Genomic DNA, 14901 nt, shown 5'->3' on the forward strand with positions numbered 1-14901 from the left:
TGACTGCTCGTCCCGGCGCGGCGGTGCGTTAGCGCATCTCTTCCGCGGGGGTTACGCCAAGGATAGCAAGACCTGCGGAAATCACAACATTTGTGGCCCGTGCGAGAGCCATTTTGCTTTGCGACAGCGCCGGATCGTCCTCCTGAAGGAAGCGCAGGCCCGGATTTTCGTTGCCCTTGTTCCACAGCGAATGCAGATCGCTGGCCAGTTCATACAGGTAGAAGGCCACCCGATGCGGTTCGTTGGTCCGCGCCGCGATCTCGACCAGGCGCGGCCATTCGGCCAGCTTCTTGGCCACCGACAGCTCTGCATCGTCAGTCATGCCCGACAGATCCGCGTCGCCCAGCGTGGCGTCGTCATGGGCAATCCCGGCCTCTGTCGCCTTGCGCAGCACCGAACAGACGCGGGCATGGGCGTATTGCACGTAGAAGACCGGGTTCTCGCGCGATTGCTCGAGCACCTTGTCGAAATCGAAATCCAGCGGCGCATCGTTCTTGCGGGTCAGCATGACAAAACGGGTCACGTCAGGGCCGACCTCGTCCACCACGTCGCGCAGGGTGATGAAGGTCCCTGCCCGCTTGGACATCTTGAAGGGCTCGCCATCCTTGAACAGCTTCACAAGCTGGCACAGCTTGATATCGACTGGAACGCGGGTATCCGACAGCGCCGAAACCGCAGCCTTCATCCGTTTGACATAGCCACCGTGATCAGCACCGAACACGTCGATCAGAAGGTCGTAACCCCTTGAAATCTTGTCATAGTGATAGGCGATGTCGGGGGCAAAATAGGTCCAGGACCCGTCCGATTTCATGATCGGCCGATCCACGTCGTCGCCATGTTCGGTCGACTTGAACAGCGTCTGTTCGCGCGGCTCCCAATCCTCGGGAACCTTGCCTTTCGGCGGCTCCAGCGTGCCGCGATAGATCAGGCCCTTGGACCGCAGGTCGTCGATCGCGGATTCAATCCGCCCCGTCCCGTAGAGCGATTTCTCGGAGAAGAAGTGGTCCATCTCGACGCCCAGAACCTTCAGGTCCTCGCGGATCAGGGCCATCATCGCGTCGGTGGCGTATTCGCGCACCTCGGTCAACCAGACCTCTTCGGGTTGGTCGACATAGGCATCGCCGACCTTGGCCTTCAGCGCTTCACCGACCTCGATCAGGTAATCGCCGGGATAGGTGCCGCCTTCGAAGGTGACTTCCTGCCCATGCGCTTCGAGGTAGCGAAGGTAGACGGACCGGGCCAGTACATCGACCTGCGCCCCGCCATCGTTGATGTAATATTCCCGCGTGACGTCGTAGCCGGCATAATCCAGCAGGCTGGCCAAGGCGTCGCCGAAGACCGCCCCGCGCGTGTGGCCCACATGCAACGGTCCGGTCGGGTTGGCCGAGACATATTCGACGTTGACCTTCAGCCCCTGCCCCATATCGGAACGGCCATAGGCCACGCCATCGGCCAGAACCGTCTTCACGACCCCCGCCCAGGCGGACCCGTCCAGCCGCAGGTTCAGGAAGCCCGGCCCCGCAACCTCGGCCGAGGTGATGCGCGGATCGTCGGCCAGCTTGGCGGCCAGCGCCTCCGCGATATCGCGCGGCTTGGACTTGGCGGGTTTGGCCAGCACCATCGCCGCATTGGTCGCCATATCGCCATGGCCGGGATCGCGCGGCGGCTCAACCGTGACATTGGCAAAGTCCAGCCCCTCGGGCAGCTGCCCCTCGCCCTGCATCGCGGCAAGGCTGTCGAGGACGAGAGCACGGATATCGGCAAAGAGGTTCATGAAGTGATCCTAGCAGGCATTGCGGGCGTTGTGTTGCGGGCGGTTTACCACCCGCAGGGTGAAGGTCAATGGATCGTGCGGCCTTGCTGTGCGGGCGTTCGGCCGACCGGTGTGGCCTCAGCCCTCGCCGATCCGGTCCTTGTAGCGGATATGACCGGGGCCTGAGGCGCGCAGGCCCGGTTCGGGGTCCTGTCCCGTCAGGCGCGCATGTTCGACGATGGCGAACCGGTCCGTCATGCCCGAGATATAGTCGCTCACGATCCGCGCCAGCGCCGTATCGTCGCCTTCGACATCTTCGACATCCTTGCGCCATTGCTTGGGCATCAGGTCCGGCTGCTGCATGAACAGCGGGAACAGTTCTCGCACGATCATCGTGACTTTTGCCCGCATCTCAACGACTTCCGGTGCGCGGTACATGCGATGGAAGAGGAATTCGCGGATCTGTTTCAGGTCTTTCCAGACCTCGGGCGAAAACTGCACCAGCATCCGCCCGGCCAGGCGGATATCGGTGACCGATTGCGGCCCCAGCTCCGCGATATTCGCCCGGCTGACATCGATCACGTCCTCGACCAGCACACCAAAGAAGCGCCGCAGCGCCTCGTGGCGGCGTCGGTAGTAGTTCAGATCGGGGTAACGCGCGTCCACCTCGCCAAAACAACGGTCGAGGATCGGCAATTCGGCCAATTCGTCGGTCGAAAACAGCTCTGCCCGCAGCCCGTCATGCAGATCGTGGTTGTTGTAGGCGATGTCATCGGACAACGCGGCCGCCTGCGCCTCTGCGCTGGCATGGGTGTGCAGCTCTAGATCGTGCAGGGCGTTGTATTCGGCCAGGGCATAGGGCACGTCGCCTGTCACCGGGCCATTATGCTTGGCAATGCCTTCCAGCGTGTCCCAGGTCAGGTTCAGGCCGTCCCATTCGGCGTAATGGCGTTCCAGCTTGGTGACGATGCGGATCGCCTGGGCGTTGTGATCGAACCCGCCGTAAGGGGCCATCAGCTCCGACAGCGCGTCCTCGCCCGTATGGCCGAACGGCGGATGGCCAAGGTCGTGGGCCAGCGCGACGGCCTCGGTCAGTTCTGGATTGAGGCCAAGCGCCCCGGCAATCGTCCGTGCCACCTGTGCGACCTCGATCGAATGGGTCAGCCGGGTGCGGAAGTAATCGCCCTCATGTTCGATGAAGACCTGCGTCTTATGCTTCAGCCGCCGAAAGGCCGAGGCGTGAATGATCCGGTCGCGATCCCGCTGATAGCAGGAGCGAAAGGTGCTTTCCTCCTGCGGAAAAAACCGCCCCCGCGACTGATCCGCGTGGCTGGCATAGGGCGCAAGCATGGCGCCTCCTCATCAATTATGTCCCGACGAAGCCCGAAGTTGATCCCCGGTGCTCCTTGTCGCCTAGTCTGGGTCTGCATATATTGCACGGTGATGACAGGCAAACCCTGTCTCCCCGATCGAAGAGAGGCCCCCATGCAATTGCCCCCCAAAGTGACCGACCGCGCCTTCGAACGCCTTGCCGAAATCGGTGCCGGCGACCAGGGTCAGGCCCTGCGCGTCGCCGTGGAAGGTGGGGGATGTTCCGGCTTTCAATACGAGATCAAGCTGGACGACATCGCCGATGGCGACCTCGTCCTGGAAGGCAACGGGCAGAAGGTCGTGGTCGACGACGTGTCCCTGCCCTTCCTGTCCGGCGCCGTGATCGATTTCGCGGATGAACTGATCGGCGCGCGTTTCGTGATCGAGAACCCGAACGCCACCAGTTCCTGCGGCTGCGGCACGTCCTTTTCCATGTAAGACGGGCTTTTCCGTGTCAGACGGGACGGCGGGACCACCCCCGCCGCAACCGTCGGTCCGCAACCTTTATTCCGCCGGCGGCATGACCGCTGCGGCGCGGTTCTGAATGCGTGCCTCGCGCCGTTTCTGCCCTGCGAATTGCTCGTAGACCAGGTACACGCCCGAGGCGACGACGATCGCGGCCCCCAGGAACACGTTGCTGCCCGGAACTTCGCCAAAAAAGACGAGCCCGATCAACACCATCCAGACGAATTGCAGGTTCATCAGCGGTGTCGCCGTATAGGCGGGCAGCAGGCGCAGCGCGACGACCAGCAACCAGCGCGCGCCGAAAAGCAGCGCCGCATAGGCAACTGCCAGCCCGAGATCCGTGAGTGGCATGGGCTTGAAGACAAAGGGCAGGATGGCGGCCATCACCACCATGTTCGTGAGGTTCGGGAAGAAGACCAGCGCAAGCGAATTGCATTCATACCGGCCCACATATCGCGCCATGACCATGGACAGCGTGCCCGAGAAACAGGCCAGCAACGCCACCGCATGACCCAGCGTTATTGCCTGCACGCCTTCCGGGAACAGGCACATCACGCCGACGAACCCGGCGGCAAGCGCCGCCCAGACCCGCATCGGCACACGTTCCCGCAGGATCGGGCCGGACATCAGGCCGGACATGATCGGCATCAGGCCGATGAAGATGAAGACCTCCGCGAAGGCCAGCAGACGGAACGCATAGAAAAAGGACACGCCCGCCACGACCGTCGCAACGGACCGGATCGCCATGGCATAGGGCCGCGTCGTGCGCAGCCCGCCCTCTACGGGACGCGCGCGATTGGCCAGAACACAGAACAGCGCCACCAGCCCGCCGGAAACGGCGTAAAGCTGCGGCGCTGCATAGCCCCCGGCCAGAAGCTTGGTGATCCCGTCCGCGGACGAGATCAAAGCAGTGTAGATAAGAACCAGGGTCGCCCCGGTCAGTGCTGCGACAGAGCCTGCCTTCATGCCCTCAGAACCTCCGTTCTTGGTGCGGACATGCCCGTCCGGGCGAAGCCGGCAAAGAAGTCCTCGAAACAATCGGTGGCGGCCTCGGCCCGCAGCAGCATGTCGGCGCAATCCTCGCTGACATTCTCGCAGACATAGTCGCGCATCAGGTGCCAGTCCGACGACCGACGCGTCTGAAGGCCGTAAATGATTTCGGACAATTCGCGCAGCGGCGCCGCGGTCATCCGATCGGAATGGAAGCTGACAGGTCCCGCCTGGATCGGCGCCTGGAAGCTCTTGCCTCCCGCTTCACTCAACGCCCAGTTGCAAACCAGGTATTCGTGGTAGTCGTCTTGCCGCACCGCGTGCTCCCCTTCCGCGACGGCAAAACGCCCCGTCACATTGGCGACCGCATCATCCCAATCGGAGGGCGGCACAGCCCCACAGTAGCGCATCGCGACACAAACTTCAGCAAGCAAATCCCAGTTACAGTCCAAAAATGCGAGTGTTCCCGTGAATTTAAGGCTTTGCAGAAATGCAGCGTCCACGTGCGGATCCTTGCGACCATACTCGCTCAGATAGAAGGCAATGTGGGTCAATTCGTAGGCCGCTTTCTTGTTCGGGATCGAAAACGTCGCGCTTCGGCGTCCGAAGTTTTTCAACTTGTCGTTGACCAGCGTCACGTCATCACCGCAATTGACGCCAACACGCGTCAAAAGGCGAATGGCCTCGCCACGCTGAAGGTCGGACAGCTCTGCTTCGACCAGTCCCTGGTTGGCCACCCATTGGGCCAGCGCCTCGCCCTTGCCGGCGCCCAGGCCGAGGGATTCGAGGTCCATGCAGATCGACAAAAGGAATCGGTAATATTGGGGGAAGAACTCCAGCCGTTCGCCTATCGTGTCGTAGAACGCCTCGTGGGCGATCAGCGCGTCACGGTCGACTTCCTGGCCGGTGCATTCCAGGATGTTCAGGATCTCGGCGTTTTCCTTGAGCCAGAACACGTCTCCTTCGTCGCGGCGATGCTGCGCGAAGGTTTCCAGCAGGGCCGCGTGTCGCGCGGCCCGCTGTTCGCTGCGGGAGGGGAAGGTGAGGTGGATGACATTGGACATTGTAGTTCTCCTTTGATCATCGGGGCCAGACCAGCCCCGTCCCGTCAGATGCGTCGCGACTTAGCTGCCCGAAGCGAAGGCCTGGACTTCGTCGCCCGCGTTCACGTCGGCGCCGGCCGTCGGTGCGGAACCCGAAGCGAAGGCTTCGACTGCATCGCCGGAGGTCACGTCGGAAGCCGTCGGAGCGGAACCGGAGGCGAACATCTCGGTCGCGTCGCCGGAGGTCGCGTCGGAAGCGGTCGGTGCGGAGCCCGAAGCAAACATCTCGGTCGCGTCGCCGGAGGTCGCGTCGGAAGCGGTCGGTGCGGAGCCCGAAGCAAACATCTCGGTCGCGTCGCCGGAGGTCGCGTCGGAAGCGGTCGGAGCGGAACCGGAAGCAAACATCTCGGTCGCGTCGCCGGAGGTCACGCTGGAGGCAGTCGGAGCCGAACCGGAAGCAAACATCTCGGTCGCGTCGCCGGAGGTCGCGTCGGAAGCGGTCGGAGCGGAACCGGAAGCAAACATCTCGGTCGCGTCGCCGGAGGTCACGCTGGAGGCAGTCGGAGCCGAACCGGAAGCAAACATCTCGGTCGCATCGCCGGAGGTCACGTCGGAAGCGGTCGGTGCGGAGCCCGAAGCAAACATCTCGGTCGCATCGCCGGAGGTCACGTCGGAAGCGGTCGGTGCGGAGCCCGAAGCAAACATCTCGGTCGCATCGCCGTTGCCCATTTTGGAAGCGCTCGGAGCGGAACCGGAGGCGAACATTTCGACTGCATCGCCGTTACGAGCGTCGGAAGAGCCGACCGGGGCGGAACCGGAGGCAAACATCTCGACCGCGTCGCCGGACTGAGATTCGGACTTGACAGCCGGCGCAGAGCCCGAAGCGAACATCTGAACAGCGTCACCGGACAGGGCGCGAACCGAGGCCGAAGGGGCCGAACCCGAGGCGAACATTTCGACCGCGTCGCCGGTCAGGGAAGAGGACGCGACGGGCGCCGAACCGGAGGCAAACATCTCGAGACCCTCGCCATCGAGCAGCGTGTTTTCCTCAACGATGACAGAAGCTTGGCGGGTGTTGTTTTTGCGAATTGCAGACATCTTCGTGGTCTCCCAGTTGGTGTTGGATGACCAAACGTTTGCCCGGAAATCGCGATCCGAAAAGCCCAAATTCAACCTATACGTGTGCAGGATTTTGTGGCACGCGAGGCGATTCGCGTTAACCCGTTGAAACGATTAAATCGGGCGTGATCGAATTTTTTTCTTAACTTCGACACAAAGGTGCTCCATTGCGGTCCCCAGGAGCATCATGAGCTACGAATCGACTCGAATCATCGGGGTTGCGTGACTCAACATCGGACAGCTCGACCGAGAATCTGACGCTGATTTGAACAACTTAGACGCTACTCAGCGTCGCTTGCCCCGGAACCGGGGATGCGCGATAGATGGGAAAACCATCGGAGTCGGCCATGCGTATCGCCACGTTCAACATCAACGGCATCAAGGCGCGGCATGCCGCGCTCACCGATTGGCTCGACGAGGCCTCTCCGGATGTCGTCCTCCTGCAAGAGATCAAGTCCATCGACGAGAGCTTCCCCCGCGAGATATTCGAAGAACGCGGCTACAATGTCGAAACCCACGGACAGAAAAGCTTCAACGGCGTCGGCATCCTGTCAAAACATCCGCTCGAAGACGTCACCCGCGGCCTGCCCGGCGATGACGAGGACGAACAGGCCCGCTGGATCGAGGCGACGGTCGTCGGCGAAAAGACCGCCCTGCGGCTCTGCGGGCTCTATCTGCCGAACGGAAACCCCGCGCCGGGGCCGAAATACGATTACAAACTGTCCTGGATGGAACGCCTGAAGGCCCGCGCGCAGGACCTGCTGGAGCAGGAAGAACCCGCGCTTATGGCGGGTGACTACAACATCATCCCCCAGGCCGAAGACGCCGCCCGCCCCGATGCCTGGCGCGAGGACGCGCTGTTCCGCCTCGACAGCCGGCAGGCCTGGCGGCGGATCCTGAACCTCGGCTTCACCGAGGCATTCCGCACCCGCAACCCGGCGCCCGGTCAGTATTCCTTCTGGGATTACCAGGCCGGTGCCTGGCAGCGGAACGACGGGATCCGTATCGACCATGTGCTGATGACGCCGCAATGCGCGGACTTGCTGACCGATGCGGGCATCGAAGCCGGTCTGCGCGGACGGGAAAAACCCTCGGACCACGTGCCCGTCTGGGTCGACCTCGACGTCTAGCGGCCCCGCCCTCCGGTCACCCCTCGGTCACGTCGTGATCGTAAAGCCATGAAAAACTGCGGGAAATCGCAGATGGGGCCAGCGTGCCGATCATCCGCATCCCCATATGCGCGCCCAGGGCAAAGGGTCCGCGCAGATGGTATTTCCACGCATTGCCGTTTGCCGCCCCGATGACCCGCCGCGCCCGGGCACGCCGGCGCGATTGATAGAGCGCGAGGCCCGTTGCCGCGTCATCTGCGCGCGACAGGCTGTCGGCCAGAACCCAGGCATCTTCCAAAGCCATGGACGCGCCCTGCGCCAGGAAAGGCAGCGTCGGATGTGCCGCGTCGCCCAGCAAGGCCACGTTTTCCCCGGTCCATTGCGCCGCGACCTCGTGCCGGAAAAGCCCCCACAGATGCACATAGCGCACGTCGTCCAGCATGCCGCGCACCGCCGGGCCCATCCCGGCGAAAGCCACGCGCAGGTTGTCCGGATCGTCCTTCTGGGACCAGCGCGCCTCGACCCAGGATCGCCGTTCCTCGACCGCCACGATATTGCGGACCGCGCCGCCGCGCAGTGGGTAGGTCACCAGGTGCCGCCCCGGCCCCATGAAGACCTCGGCCTCGGCCGGGCCGCCATCGCCGGGGATCAGTGCGCGCCAGGCCACCTGCCCGGTGAAGAACGGATCCGCCCCCGGGTTCAGCTGCGTCATCAGCGAGGAATGCAGACCATCGGCCGCCACGACAAGGTCCGCCTGGACCCGTGCGCCCTGGCTCAGCCGGACGCAGGGACGCGGGCCGGGATCGATCTGGGCCACGTGCTGCAACAGGTTGATCCGGACCCCGGCCTGCCGCGCACCCTGTGCCAGCACGTCGATAAGGTCGGCGCGATGCACGAAGAGGTAATCCTCGGGTCGCTTCAACCCGTCCAGCGCCATCCGCGCCACGACGCCGCCATTGCGGTTGCGCAGGGTCACGCCCTCGGCCCGCGGTGCACCGGTGGCGCGCAGCTCGTCCTCCAACCCGATGGCGCGCAGCACGGCCATGCCGTTGGGCGACACCTGCAGGCCCGCCCCGACCTCAGCGATCTCGGGCGCCTGTTCCAGGACGGTGACGCTGGCCCCGCGCAGCGCCAGCGCCCGGGCACAGGCCAACCCGCCGATGCCGGCGCCGACCACGGCGATATGTTGTCCGATCAGGCTCATGCGCCGGCTATTGCTACGAAAAACGCCGGAGGAAAACCCCCGGCGTTTTCGAATTTCAGAATGTCACCGGCGCTCAATCGTCGCGGTGGACTTTCTCACGGCGCTCATGACGCTCCTGCGCCTCGAGGCTCATGGTCGCGATCGGACGCGCATCAAGGCGCTTGAGCGAAATCGGCTCCCCGGTCACTTCACAATACCCATACTCACCTTCGTCGATGCGGCGCAGCGCGGAGTCGATCTTGGACACCAGCTTGCGCTGGCGATCTCGCGTCCGCAGTTCCAGGGCGCGATCCGTTTCCTCGGAGGCACGGTCGGCCACATCGGGGATGTTACGGGTGTTTTCCTGGAGACCTTCGACAGTGTCGCGGCTTTCCGAGAGGATCTCTTCTTTCCAGGAAAGCAGCTTGCGCCTGAAATATTCGGTCTGGCGCTCGTTCATGAAGGGTTCGTCCTCAGCCGGACGGTAATCCTCGGGCAGAAAAGTCTCTGCTTTCATTATTGGCTCCCTACTAAAGCCGTGACCCGCCAGTGCAGCCTGGCTTTCCACGGGCCCCTTACGCTGCGGGGCTTACTCCCTTTGGATAGCAATGTCACTACACATTTCTCAAAGTTGTTAACCCGGTTGGATCGGTGAATACCCGTCGGTATGCATCGCATTGCACCCATTTGCGGAACATATTATCGTCCTGCGGAATGCGGGAGAGAGAGGCTTCAAGAGCATGAAATTTCAGGGAACCGACAGCTACGTCGCCACCGAGGATCTGACCGTTGCCGTCAACGCCGCCGTCACGCTGGAGCGTCCGCTCCTGGTTAAGGGCGAGCCCGGCACCGGCAAGACCGAACTGGCGCGGCAGGTGGCCGAAAGCCTCGGTCTCAAGATGATCGAGTGGAACATCAAGTCCACCACCAAGGCCCAGCAGGGTCTATACGAATACGACGCCGTGTCCCGCCTGCGCGACAGCCAGCTGGGCGAGGAAAAGGTGCATGACGTCAAGAACTACATCAAGAAGGGTAAGCTCTGGCAAGCCTTTGATGCGGATGAGAAAGTCGTTCTTCTGATCGACGAGGTCGACAAGGCCGACATCGAGTTTCCGAACGACCTTCTGCAGGAACTCGACAAGATGGAATTCCACGTCTACGAGACCGGAGAGACCATCAAGGCCAAGCAGCGCCCGATCGTCATCATCACCTCGAACAACGAAAAGGAACTGCCCGACGCCTTCCTGCGCCGCTGTTTCTTCCACTACATCCGCTTCCCCGACATGGAGACGATGAAGCAGATCGTCGAGGTCCATCACCCCGGCATCAAGGCCGAGCTTCTGACCTCTGCGCTGACGCAATTTTTCGAACTGCGCGAAACGTCGGGCCTGAAGAAAAAGCCGTCGACCTCCGAGGTTCTGGACTGGCTCAAGCTGCTTCTGGCCGAAGACCTCAGCCCCGCCGACCTCAAGCGCGACGGTGCCAACGCTTTGCCCAAACTGCACGGTGCCCTGCTGAAAAATGAGCAGGATGTGCACCTGTTCGAACGCCTCGCCTTCCTCGCGCGCGGCCAGCGGTAAACCAGATCAACAATTGCAGAAAGGCCCCGGGGCAATTCCGCCGCCGGGGCCTTTTTCTTTTAAATGCACCTGCCCTGCGGTGAAAATCTCTGCAAGGGCGTGACAAGTCAGCCGTTTTCCCGCACATTGTGGATAATTTCTGATTCAGGGAATAGCCGCGCAAAAGACGCGGTGCCTGATCCGAGCAGTACGGAGTGAAAATTTGGCGGATGACGTGATCATCCGGCCCATCGAACCGGGTGACCGGGCCGAGTGGGGCCGGTTGTGGCAGGGCTATCTTGAATTCTACAAGACCACCCTGCCCGACGACATGTACGACCTGGCCTTCAGCCGGCTTCTGTCCGGCGAAACCGGCGAATTCCAGGGCTTCCTGGCGCTGGTGGGCGACAAGCCCGTGGGCCTCGTGCATTACCTCTTCCATCGGCACGGCTGGCGCCCCGAACCGGTCTGCTACCTGCAGGACCTTTATGCCGACCCCGATGTCCGCGGCAAAGGACTGGGCCGGGCGCTGATCACGGCGGTCTACGCCGCGGCGGACAAAGCCGGCGCGCCGTCGGTCTACTGGCTCACGCAAGAGGGCAACACGACCGCCCGTCAGCTGTATGACCGGATCGCCACCCCGACCGACTTCATGAAATACCAGAGGCCTTTGTGAGCCTGCGCGGGGTCCTGCGGTACATTCCGATGGCCTTCGCGCTGTCGGCCTGTATCGGTCCCGTGGACGCACCCCGCACCTCGCTTCCGGTCTCGTCGGAAACACCGACCCGGATGGCGCAGCCCGCGCCAACCTCCCTGCCCGCGATGAAGGTCTTTGCCCGCGCCCTGCCCCAGGCCCCGCTGCGGGCCAACAGCGACATGGCGCGGGATTTCCTCGATCTGTCCTTCCAGTTGGAATCAGGCCGCGATCTGCCGGTCTTCACCCGGTTCGAAGGCCCCATTCGCGTCTCCGTCAGCGGCACCCCGACGCAAGGCATGGTCGACGATCTGGGCCGTTTGCTGAAACGCCTGCGCGCCGAGGCCGGGATCGATATCGACTTCGGAAAGAGCGCCTCGCAGATCACGGTTCAGGCCGTATCTTCCGCCCAGATCCGTCGCTACCTGCCCCAGGCCGCCTGTTTCGTCGTGCCCGGCATCACCCGGCTCAGCCAGTATCACGCTGCCCGTCGGCGTGGCGATACCGACTGGGCGCGGCTCGACACACGGCGTCGCATCGCAATCTTCGTGCCCGTCGACGTGACCCCGCAAGAGGCCCGCGATTGCCTGCACGAGGAACTGGCCCAGGCGCTCGGCCCGCTCAACGACCTTTACCGGCTGCCCGACAGCACCTTCAACGATGACAACATGCATGCGGTCCTGACCGGGTTCGACATGCTGATGCTGCGCGCGACCTATGCGCCGGAATTGCGGTCGGGCATGACGCGGGCGCAGGTCGCCTCCGCCCTGCCCGCGCTGCTGTCGCGCCTGAACCCCGAGGGGGACGGCCGCCTGTCCCGTCCGCTGGGCCGCACGCCCGAGGACTGGACCCGCGCGATCCAGACCGCACTTGGCCCCGATGCCGATGACCGCGACCGCATTCGCGCCGCGCAACAGGCTCTGACCATCGCCGGGCGCGAGGGCTGGCAGGATCATCGCCTGGCCTTTGCCCATTTCGTCATGGCCCGCATGGTGCAGCCGACCGACCGCCGCGCCGCCCATGCCCATCTGACCCATGCGCTCAAACTCTACCGTGCGCGTCCCGACACCGCGCCGCACGCCGCCCATGTCGCCGCCCAGCTGGCCGCCCATGCGATCCGCGGCCAGGATGGCGACCGCGCGCTGGCCCTGCTTCAGGGACAGGCCGATGTGGCCCGCCGCGGCGAGAATGCCGCGCTTCTTGCCTCGATCCAACTGCTGCGGGCCGAGGCTCTGGACCTGACCGGGCGCAGCCCCGCCGCGACTTCGGTTCGGCTGGACAGTCTGGGCTGGGCGCGATACGGCTTTGGTCCGGACTGGGCCGTGCGCGCGAAACTGAACGAGATCGCCGCCCTGCGCCCGAACGATATCCGGGGCTGAAAGCATCCACCGGGGCCACGCCCCGGCTGCCAGGGGGGAACGACCGCATGATCGTGATCGCAGGAGCCTTGTTCGGCGCCATCTTCGGGGCCTGGCGCGCCAAGAGCCGCAAGGGCAAGACCGCCGACATTTTGCAATACGCCGTGGTTCATGCGATGATTTTCGCATTGCTGGGTCTCTTCGTGACCCTTCTCATCCACCGCGCGGCGATCTGATCATGTTCATACCTTTCTTCCAGACCCTAAGGGACCATGCCATTCCCGTTTCCCTGCGGGAATATCTCAGCTTTCTGGAAGCGATGCGGGCCGACCTGATCACCTATGACCCCGAGGGGTTCTACTACCTCGCCCGTGCCGCGATGGTGAAGGACGAACGCAACCTCGACAAGTTCGACCAGGCCTTTGCCAAGACCTTCGAGGGGCTCGACCAGATCAGTTTCGACGAGATGCTGGAAAAGGTCGACCTGCCCGCCGACTGGCTGCAATCCATGGCCGAGAAACACCTCTCCGAAGAGGAAAAGGCCGAGATCGAGGCCCTTGGCGGCTTCGAAAAGCTGATGGAGACGTTGAAGAAGCGCCTCGAAGAGCAGAAGGAACGTCACGAGGGCGGGTCCAAATGGATCGGCACCGGCGGCACGTCCCCCTTTGGCGCGGATGGCTACAACCCCGAAGGCGTCCGTATCGGGCAAGAGAAATCACGTCACCAACGTGCCGTAAAGGTCTGGGACAAAAGAGAATTCAAAAATCTCGACGATACGGTCGAACTGGGCACGCGCAACATCAAGGTGGCGCTCAAACGGTTGCGCAAATGGGCCCGCGACGGCGCCCAGGAAGAGCTGGACCTGAACGGAACGATCCGGGCCACCGCCGAACATGGCTATCTCGACGTGAAAACCCGCCCCGAGCGGCGCAACGCGGTCAAGGTGCTGCTGTTCCTCGATGTCGGCGGCTCCATGGACCCGCATATCAAGGTGGTCGAGGAGCTCTTTTCCGCCGCCAAGTCCGAGTTCAAGCACCTGGAGCATTTCTACTTCCACAACTGCCTGTACGAAGGCGTATGGAAGGATAACCGCCGGCGCTGGACCGAACAGACACCCACATGGGAAGTGCTGCGGACCTACGGGCCGGACTACAAGTGCATCTTCGTCGGGGACGCGTCCATGTCACCTTACGAGGTCGCCTATCCCGGCGGCGCGAACGAACACTGGAACGAGGAAGCGGGCCAGGTCTGGCTGGAACGCTGCCGCAATCAGTGGTCGTCGAACCTGTGGATCAACCCGGTGCCGGAAAAGTACTGGGGCTACACCCATTCCATCAAGCTTATCAAAGAGATATTCGAGGACAACATGGTTCCGATGACGCTTGCCGGGCTGGAAAAGGGCATGAAGGACCTGACCCGCTAGACCACGCGGGCCCGCAGGAACGGCACGATCTGGTCCTGCACCACAGCCGACAGGTTGCGATCCGTCGCGCCGCCCAGGTCCAGCCAGAGCAATTCCTCGATCTCCGAACAGGCGGCGACCTCTCCGGGTGCGCCGCCTTCGTAAAGTTTCACCTGCACGATCCGGTGGCTCTGTCCCGCGGCGGGGGCGGAAAACGTGCCGACATAGCTCAGGCCGCCCCGGTCCAGCCGCATCCCCAACTCTTCCTCGATCTCACGCTCCAGCGCGGCGATGTCATCGGCATCCCCGGCCTCGACCTTGCCGCCGGGGATCTGGAACACGTCGCTGCCCCGGCTGCGCGCCAGCAGCAGCCGGCCCTCGCGCAGAACGCAAAGGCCGACCTTGTTGATCGGGGTCCGGCTCATGCCCGCCCCTCAGGCCAGTTCGAAAGAGATGTCATGCGCGCCCTTCCACAGCACGGAATTGCCCAGCGTCTTGAGGTTCTCCAACCCGCTGGTCAGGGTGATGAAGTGGTTGCCCGCCAGTTGTCCCATCTTGGACGAGAAATCGACCCCGCCATAGGCCAGCAGGATCTCGGTCTCGCTGATCCCGCCGGGATACAGGATGATGTGGCCGGGCGCCGGGTGGCTGGTGTGGTTTTCGTAGCCGACGCCGAAATCCTCGTCGCCCAGCGGGATCCACACGCCCTCGCCCGACCAGCGCACATGCACGATCTTGCCCTTGTAGGGCATGACCTTGCGAAAGGCGGCGACGGTCTGCGGCGCGTCGGCCTCTTCGAAATGGCCGCCGAAGGTAAAGTCTCCGGCTTTGACGATCAGGTTGCTCATGGTCCTG

Annotated in this window: 16 protein-coding genes; 7 read left to right on the plus strand and 9 right to left on the minus strand. The window is 63.2% G+C overall.

The features are described from left to right. Window positions 1–28: 28 nt before the first annotated feature. Both argS and ATO9_RS08255 read right to left on the minus strand, forming a co-directional pair. On the minus strand, window positions 29–1774 hold the full coding sequence (argS, locus tag ATO9_RS08250; RefSeq protein WP_043747502.1) for an arginine--tRNA ligase: 1746 nt from the start codon (window positions 1772–1774) through the stop codon (window positions 29–31). Window positions 1775–1891: 117 nt separating this feature from the next. After that, complete coding sequence (locus tag ATO9_RS08255) at window positions 1892–3103, minus strand: deoxyguanosinetriphosphate triphosphohydrolase (protein WP_043747503.1); 1212 nt, start codon at window positions 3101–3103, stop codon at window positions 1892–1894. Between the two features lie 135 nt (window positions 3104–3238). Between ATO9_RS08255 and ATO9_RS08260 the strand changes: the two genes are divergently transcribed. After that, the gene (locus ATO9_RS08260; protein ID WP_043747504.1) at window positions 3239–3562 is read left to right on the plus strand and encodes a HesB/IscA family protein; all 324 of its coding nucleotides are present in this window, start codon (window positions 3239–3241) and stop codon (window positions 3560–3562) included. A 66-nt stretch (window positions 3563–3628) separates the two neighbouring features. Here the strand turns inward: ATO9_RS08260 and ATO9_RS08265 are convergent, their stop codons facing one another. Genes ATO9_RS08265 through ATO9_RS24560 form a run of 3 tightly spaced genes read right to left on the minus strand, consistent with a single transcriptional unit; the run spans window position 3629 to window position 6720 of the window. Beyond that, the gene (locus ATO9_RS08265) at window positions 3629–4555 is read right to left on the minus strand and encodes a DMT family transporter (protein WP_043747505.1); all 927 of its coding nucleotides are present in this window, start codon (window positions 4553–4555) and stop codon (window positions 3629–3631) included. Then, complete coding sequence (locus tag ATO9_RS08270) at window positions 4552–5643, minus strand: DUF6902 family protein (RefSeq protein WP_043747506.1); 1092 nt, start codon at window positions 5641–5643, stop codon at window positions 4552–4554. The genes ATO9_RS08265 and ATO9_RS08270 overlap by 4 nt, the downstream gene beginning before the upstream one ends. A 60-nt stretch (window positions 5644–5703) precedes the next feature. Continuing rightward, window positions 5704–6720, minus strand: a complete 1017-nt coding sequence (locus ATO9_RS24560; RefSeq protein ID WP_202902119.1) for a DUF6749 family protein — start codon at window positions 6718–6720, stop codon at window positions 5704–5706. A gap of 368 nt (window positions 6721–7088) precedes the next feature. On the opposite strand from ATO9_RS24560, the gene xth reads away from it, so the two are divergent. Continuing rightward, window positions 7089–7871, plus strand: coding sequence for an exodeoxyribonuclease III (gene xth, locus ATO9_RS08280; protein WP_043747507.1), 783 nt, complete (start codon window positions 7089–7091; stop codon window positions 7869–7871). A gap of 16 nt (window positions 7872–7887) precedes the next feature. Here the strand turns inward: xth and ATO9_RS08285 are convergent, their stop codons facing one another. Further along, entirely contained in the window at window positions 7888–9054 is a 1167-nt protein-coding gene (locus ATO9_RS08285; protein WP_043747508.1) for an FAD-dependent oxidoreductase, read from the minus strand. 73 nt (window positions 9055–9127) lie between these two features. Continuing rightward, the gene (gene dksA, locus ATO9_RS08290) at window positions 9128–9550 is read right to left on the minus strand and encodes an RNA polymerase-binding protein DksA (protein WP_043747509.1); all 423 of its coding nucleotides are present in this window, start codon (window positions 9548–9550) and stop codon (window positions 9128–9130) included. Between the two features lie 223 nt (window positions 9551–9773). Here dksA and ATO9_RS08295 point away from each other — a divergent pair, with 223 nt between their 5' ends. The 5 genes from ATO9_RS08295 to ATO9_RS08310 all read left to right on the plus strand — a co-directional run bounded on the left by ATO9_RS08295 (window position 9774) and on the right by ATO9_RS08310 (window position 14067). Beyond that, window positions 9774–10613, plus strand: coding sequence for an AAA family ATPase (locus tag ATO9_RS08295; protein WP_043747510.1), 840 nt, complete (start codon window positions 9774–9776; stop codon window positions 10611–10613). Between the two features lie 202 nt (window positions 10614–10815). Continuing rightward, complete coding sequence (locus ATO9_RS08300; RefSeq protein ID WP_043747511.1) at window positions 10816–11268, plus strand: GNAT family N-acetyltransferase; 453 nt, start codon at window positions 10816–10818, stop codon at window positions 11266–11268. A gap of 2 nt (window positions 11269–11270) precedes the next feature. Then, on the plus strand, window positions 11271–12665 hold the full coding sequence (locus tag ATO9_RS08305) for a DUF2927 domain-containing protein (protein ID WP_043748518.1): 1395 nt from the start codon (window positions 11271–11273) through the stop codon (window positions 12663–12665). 47 nt (window positions 12666–12712) lie between these two features. Beyond that, window positions 12713–12880: a hypothetical protein gene (locus ATO9_RS24565; RefSeq protein WP_202902120.1), complete on the plus strand. Its 168-nt coding sequence runs from the start codon at window positions 12713–12715 to the stop codon at window positions 12878–12880. Between the two features lie 2 nt (window positions 12881–12882). Continuing rightward, on the plus strand, window positions 12883–14067 hold the full coding sequence (locus ATO9_RS08310; protein WP_043747512.1) for a vWA domain-containing protein: 1185 nt from the start codon (window positions 12883–12885) through the stop codon (window positions 14065–14067). Here the strand turns inward: ATO9_RS08310 and ATO9_RS08315 are convergent. Both ATO9_RS08315 and ATO9_RS08320 read right to left on the minus strand, forming a co-directional pair. Next, on the minus strand, window positions 14064–14471 hold the full coding sequence (locus ATO9_RS08315) for an NUDIX hydrolase (protein WP_043747513.1): 408 nt from the start codon (window positions 14469–14471) through the stop codon (window positions 14064–14066). The two genes, ATO9_RS08310 and ATO9_RS08315, sit on opposite strands and share 4 nt — an antisense overlap. A gap of 9 nt (window positions 14472–14480) precedes the next feature. Continuing rightward, window positions 14481–14894, minus strand: coding sequence for a DUF3830 family protein (locus ATO9_RS08320; protein ID WP_043747514.1), 414 nt, complete (start codon window positions 14892–14894; stop codon window positions 14481–14483). Between the last annotated feature and the right edge of the window lie 7 nt (window positions 14895–14901).

It is taken from the genome of Pseudooceanicola atlanticus (assembly GCF_000768315.1).
In the GTDB taxonomy this organism is placed as follows: domain Bacteria; phylum Pseudomonadota; class Alphaproteobacteria; order Rhodobacterales; family Rhodobacteraceae; genus Pseudooceanicola; species Pseudooceanicola atlanticus.

Bases quoted from the DNA above. Each gene is read 5' to 3' on its own strand.
- argS (WP_043747502.1), bottom strand. From the start codon at position 1,774: ATGAACCTCTTTGCCGATATCCGTGCTCTCGTCCTCGACAGCCTTGCC.
- ATO9_RS08255 (WP_043747503.1), bottom strand. From the start codon at position 3,103: ATGCTTGCGCCCTATGCCAGCCACGCGGATCAGTCGCGGGGGCGGTTT.
- ATO9_RS08260 (WP_043747504.1), top strand. From the start codon at position 3,239: ATGCAATTGCCCCCCAAAGTGACCGACCGCGCCTTCGAACGCCTTGCC.
- ATO9_RS08265 (WP_043747505.1), bottom strand. From the start codon at position 4,555: ATGAAGGCAGGCTCTGTCGCAGCACTGACCGGGGCGACCCTGGTTCTT.
- ATO9_RS08270 (WP_043747506.1), bottom strand. From the start codon at position 5,643: ATGTCCAATGTCATCCACCTCACCTTCCCCTCCCGCAGCGAACAGCGG.
- ATO9_RS24560 (WP_202902119.1), bottom strand. From the start codon at position 6,720: ATGTCTGCAATTCGCAAAAACAACACCCGCCAAGCTTCTGTCATCGTT.
- xth (WP_043747507.1), top strand. From the start codon at position 7,089: ATGCGTATCGCCACGTTCAACATCAACGGCATCAAGGCGCGGCATGCC.
- ATO9_RS08285 (WP_043747508.1), bottom strand. From the start codon at position 9,054: ATGAGCCTGATCGGACAACATATCGCCGTGGTCGGCGCCGGCATCGGC.
- dksA (WP_043747509.1), bottom strand. From the start codon at position 9,550: ATGAAAGCAGAGACTTTTCTGCCCGAGGATTACCGTCCGGCTGAGGAC.
- ATO9_RS08295 (WP_043747510.1), top strand. From the start codon at position 9,774: ATGAAATTTCAGGGAACCGACAGCTACGTCGCCACCGAGGATCTGACC.
- ATO9_RS24565 (WP_202902120.1), top strand. From the start codon at position 12,713: ATGATCGTGATCGCAGGAGCCTTGTTCGGCGCCATCTTCGGGGCCTGG.
- ATO9_RS08310 (WP_043747512.1), top strand. From the start codon at position 12,883: ATGTTCATACCTTTCTTCCAGACCCTAAGGGACCATGCCATTCCCGTT.
- ATO9_RS08315 (WP_043747513.1), bottom strand. From the start codon at position 14,471: ATGAGCCGGACCCCGATCAACAAGGTCGGCCTTTGCGTTCTGCGCGAG.
- ATO9_RS08320 (WP_043747514.1), bottom strand. From the start codon at position 14,894: ATGAGCAACCTGATCGTCAAAGCCGGAGACTTTACCTTCGGCGGCCAT.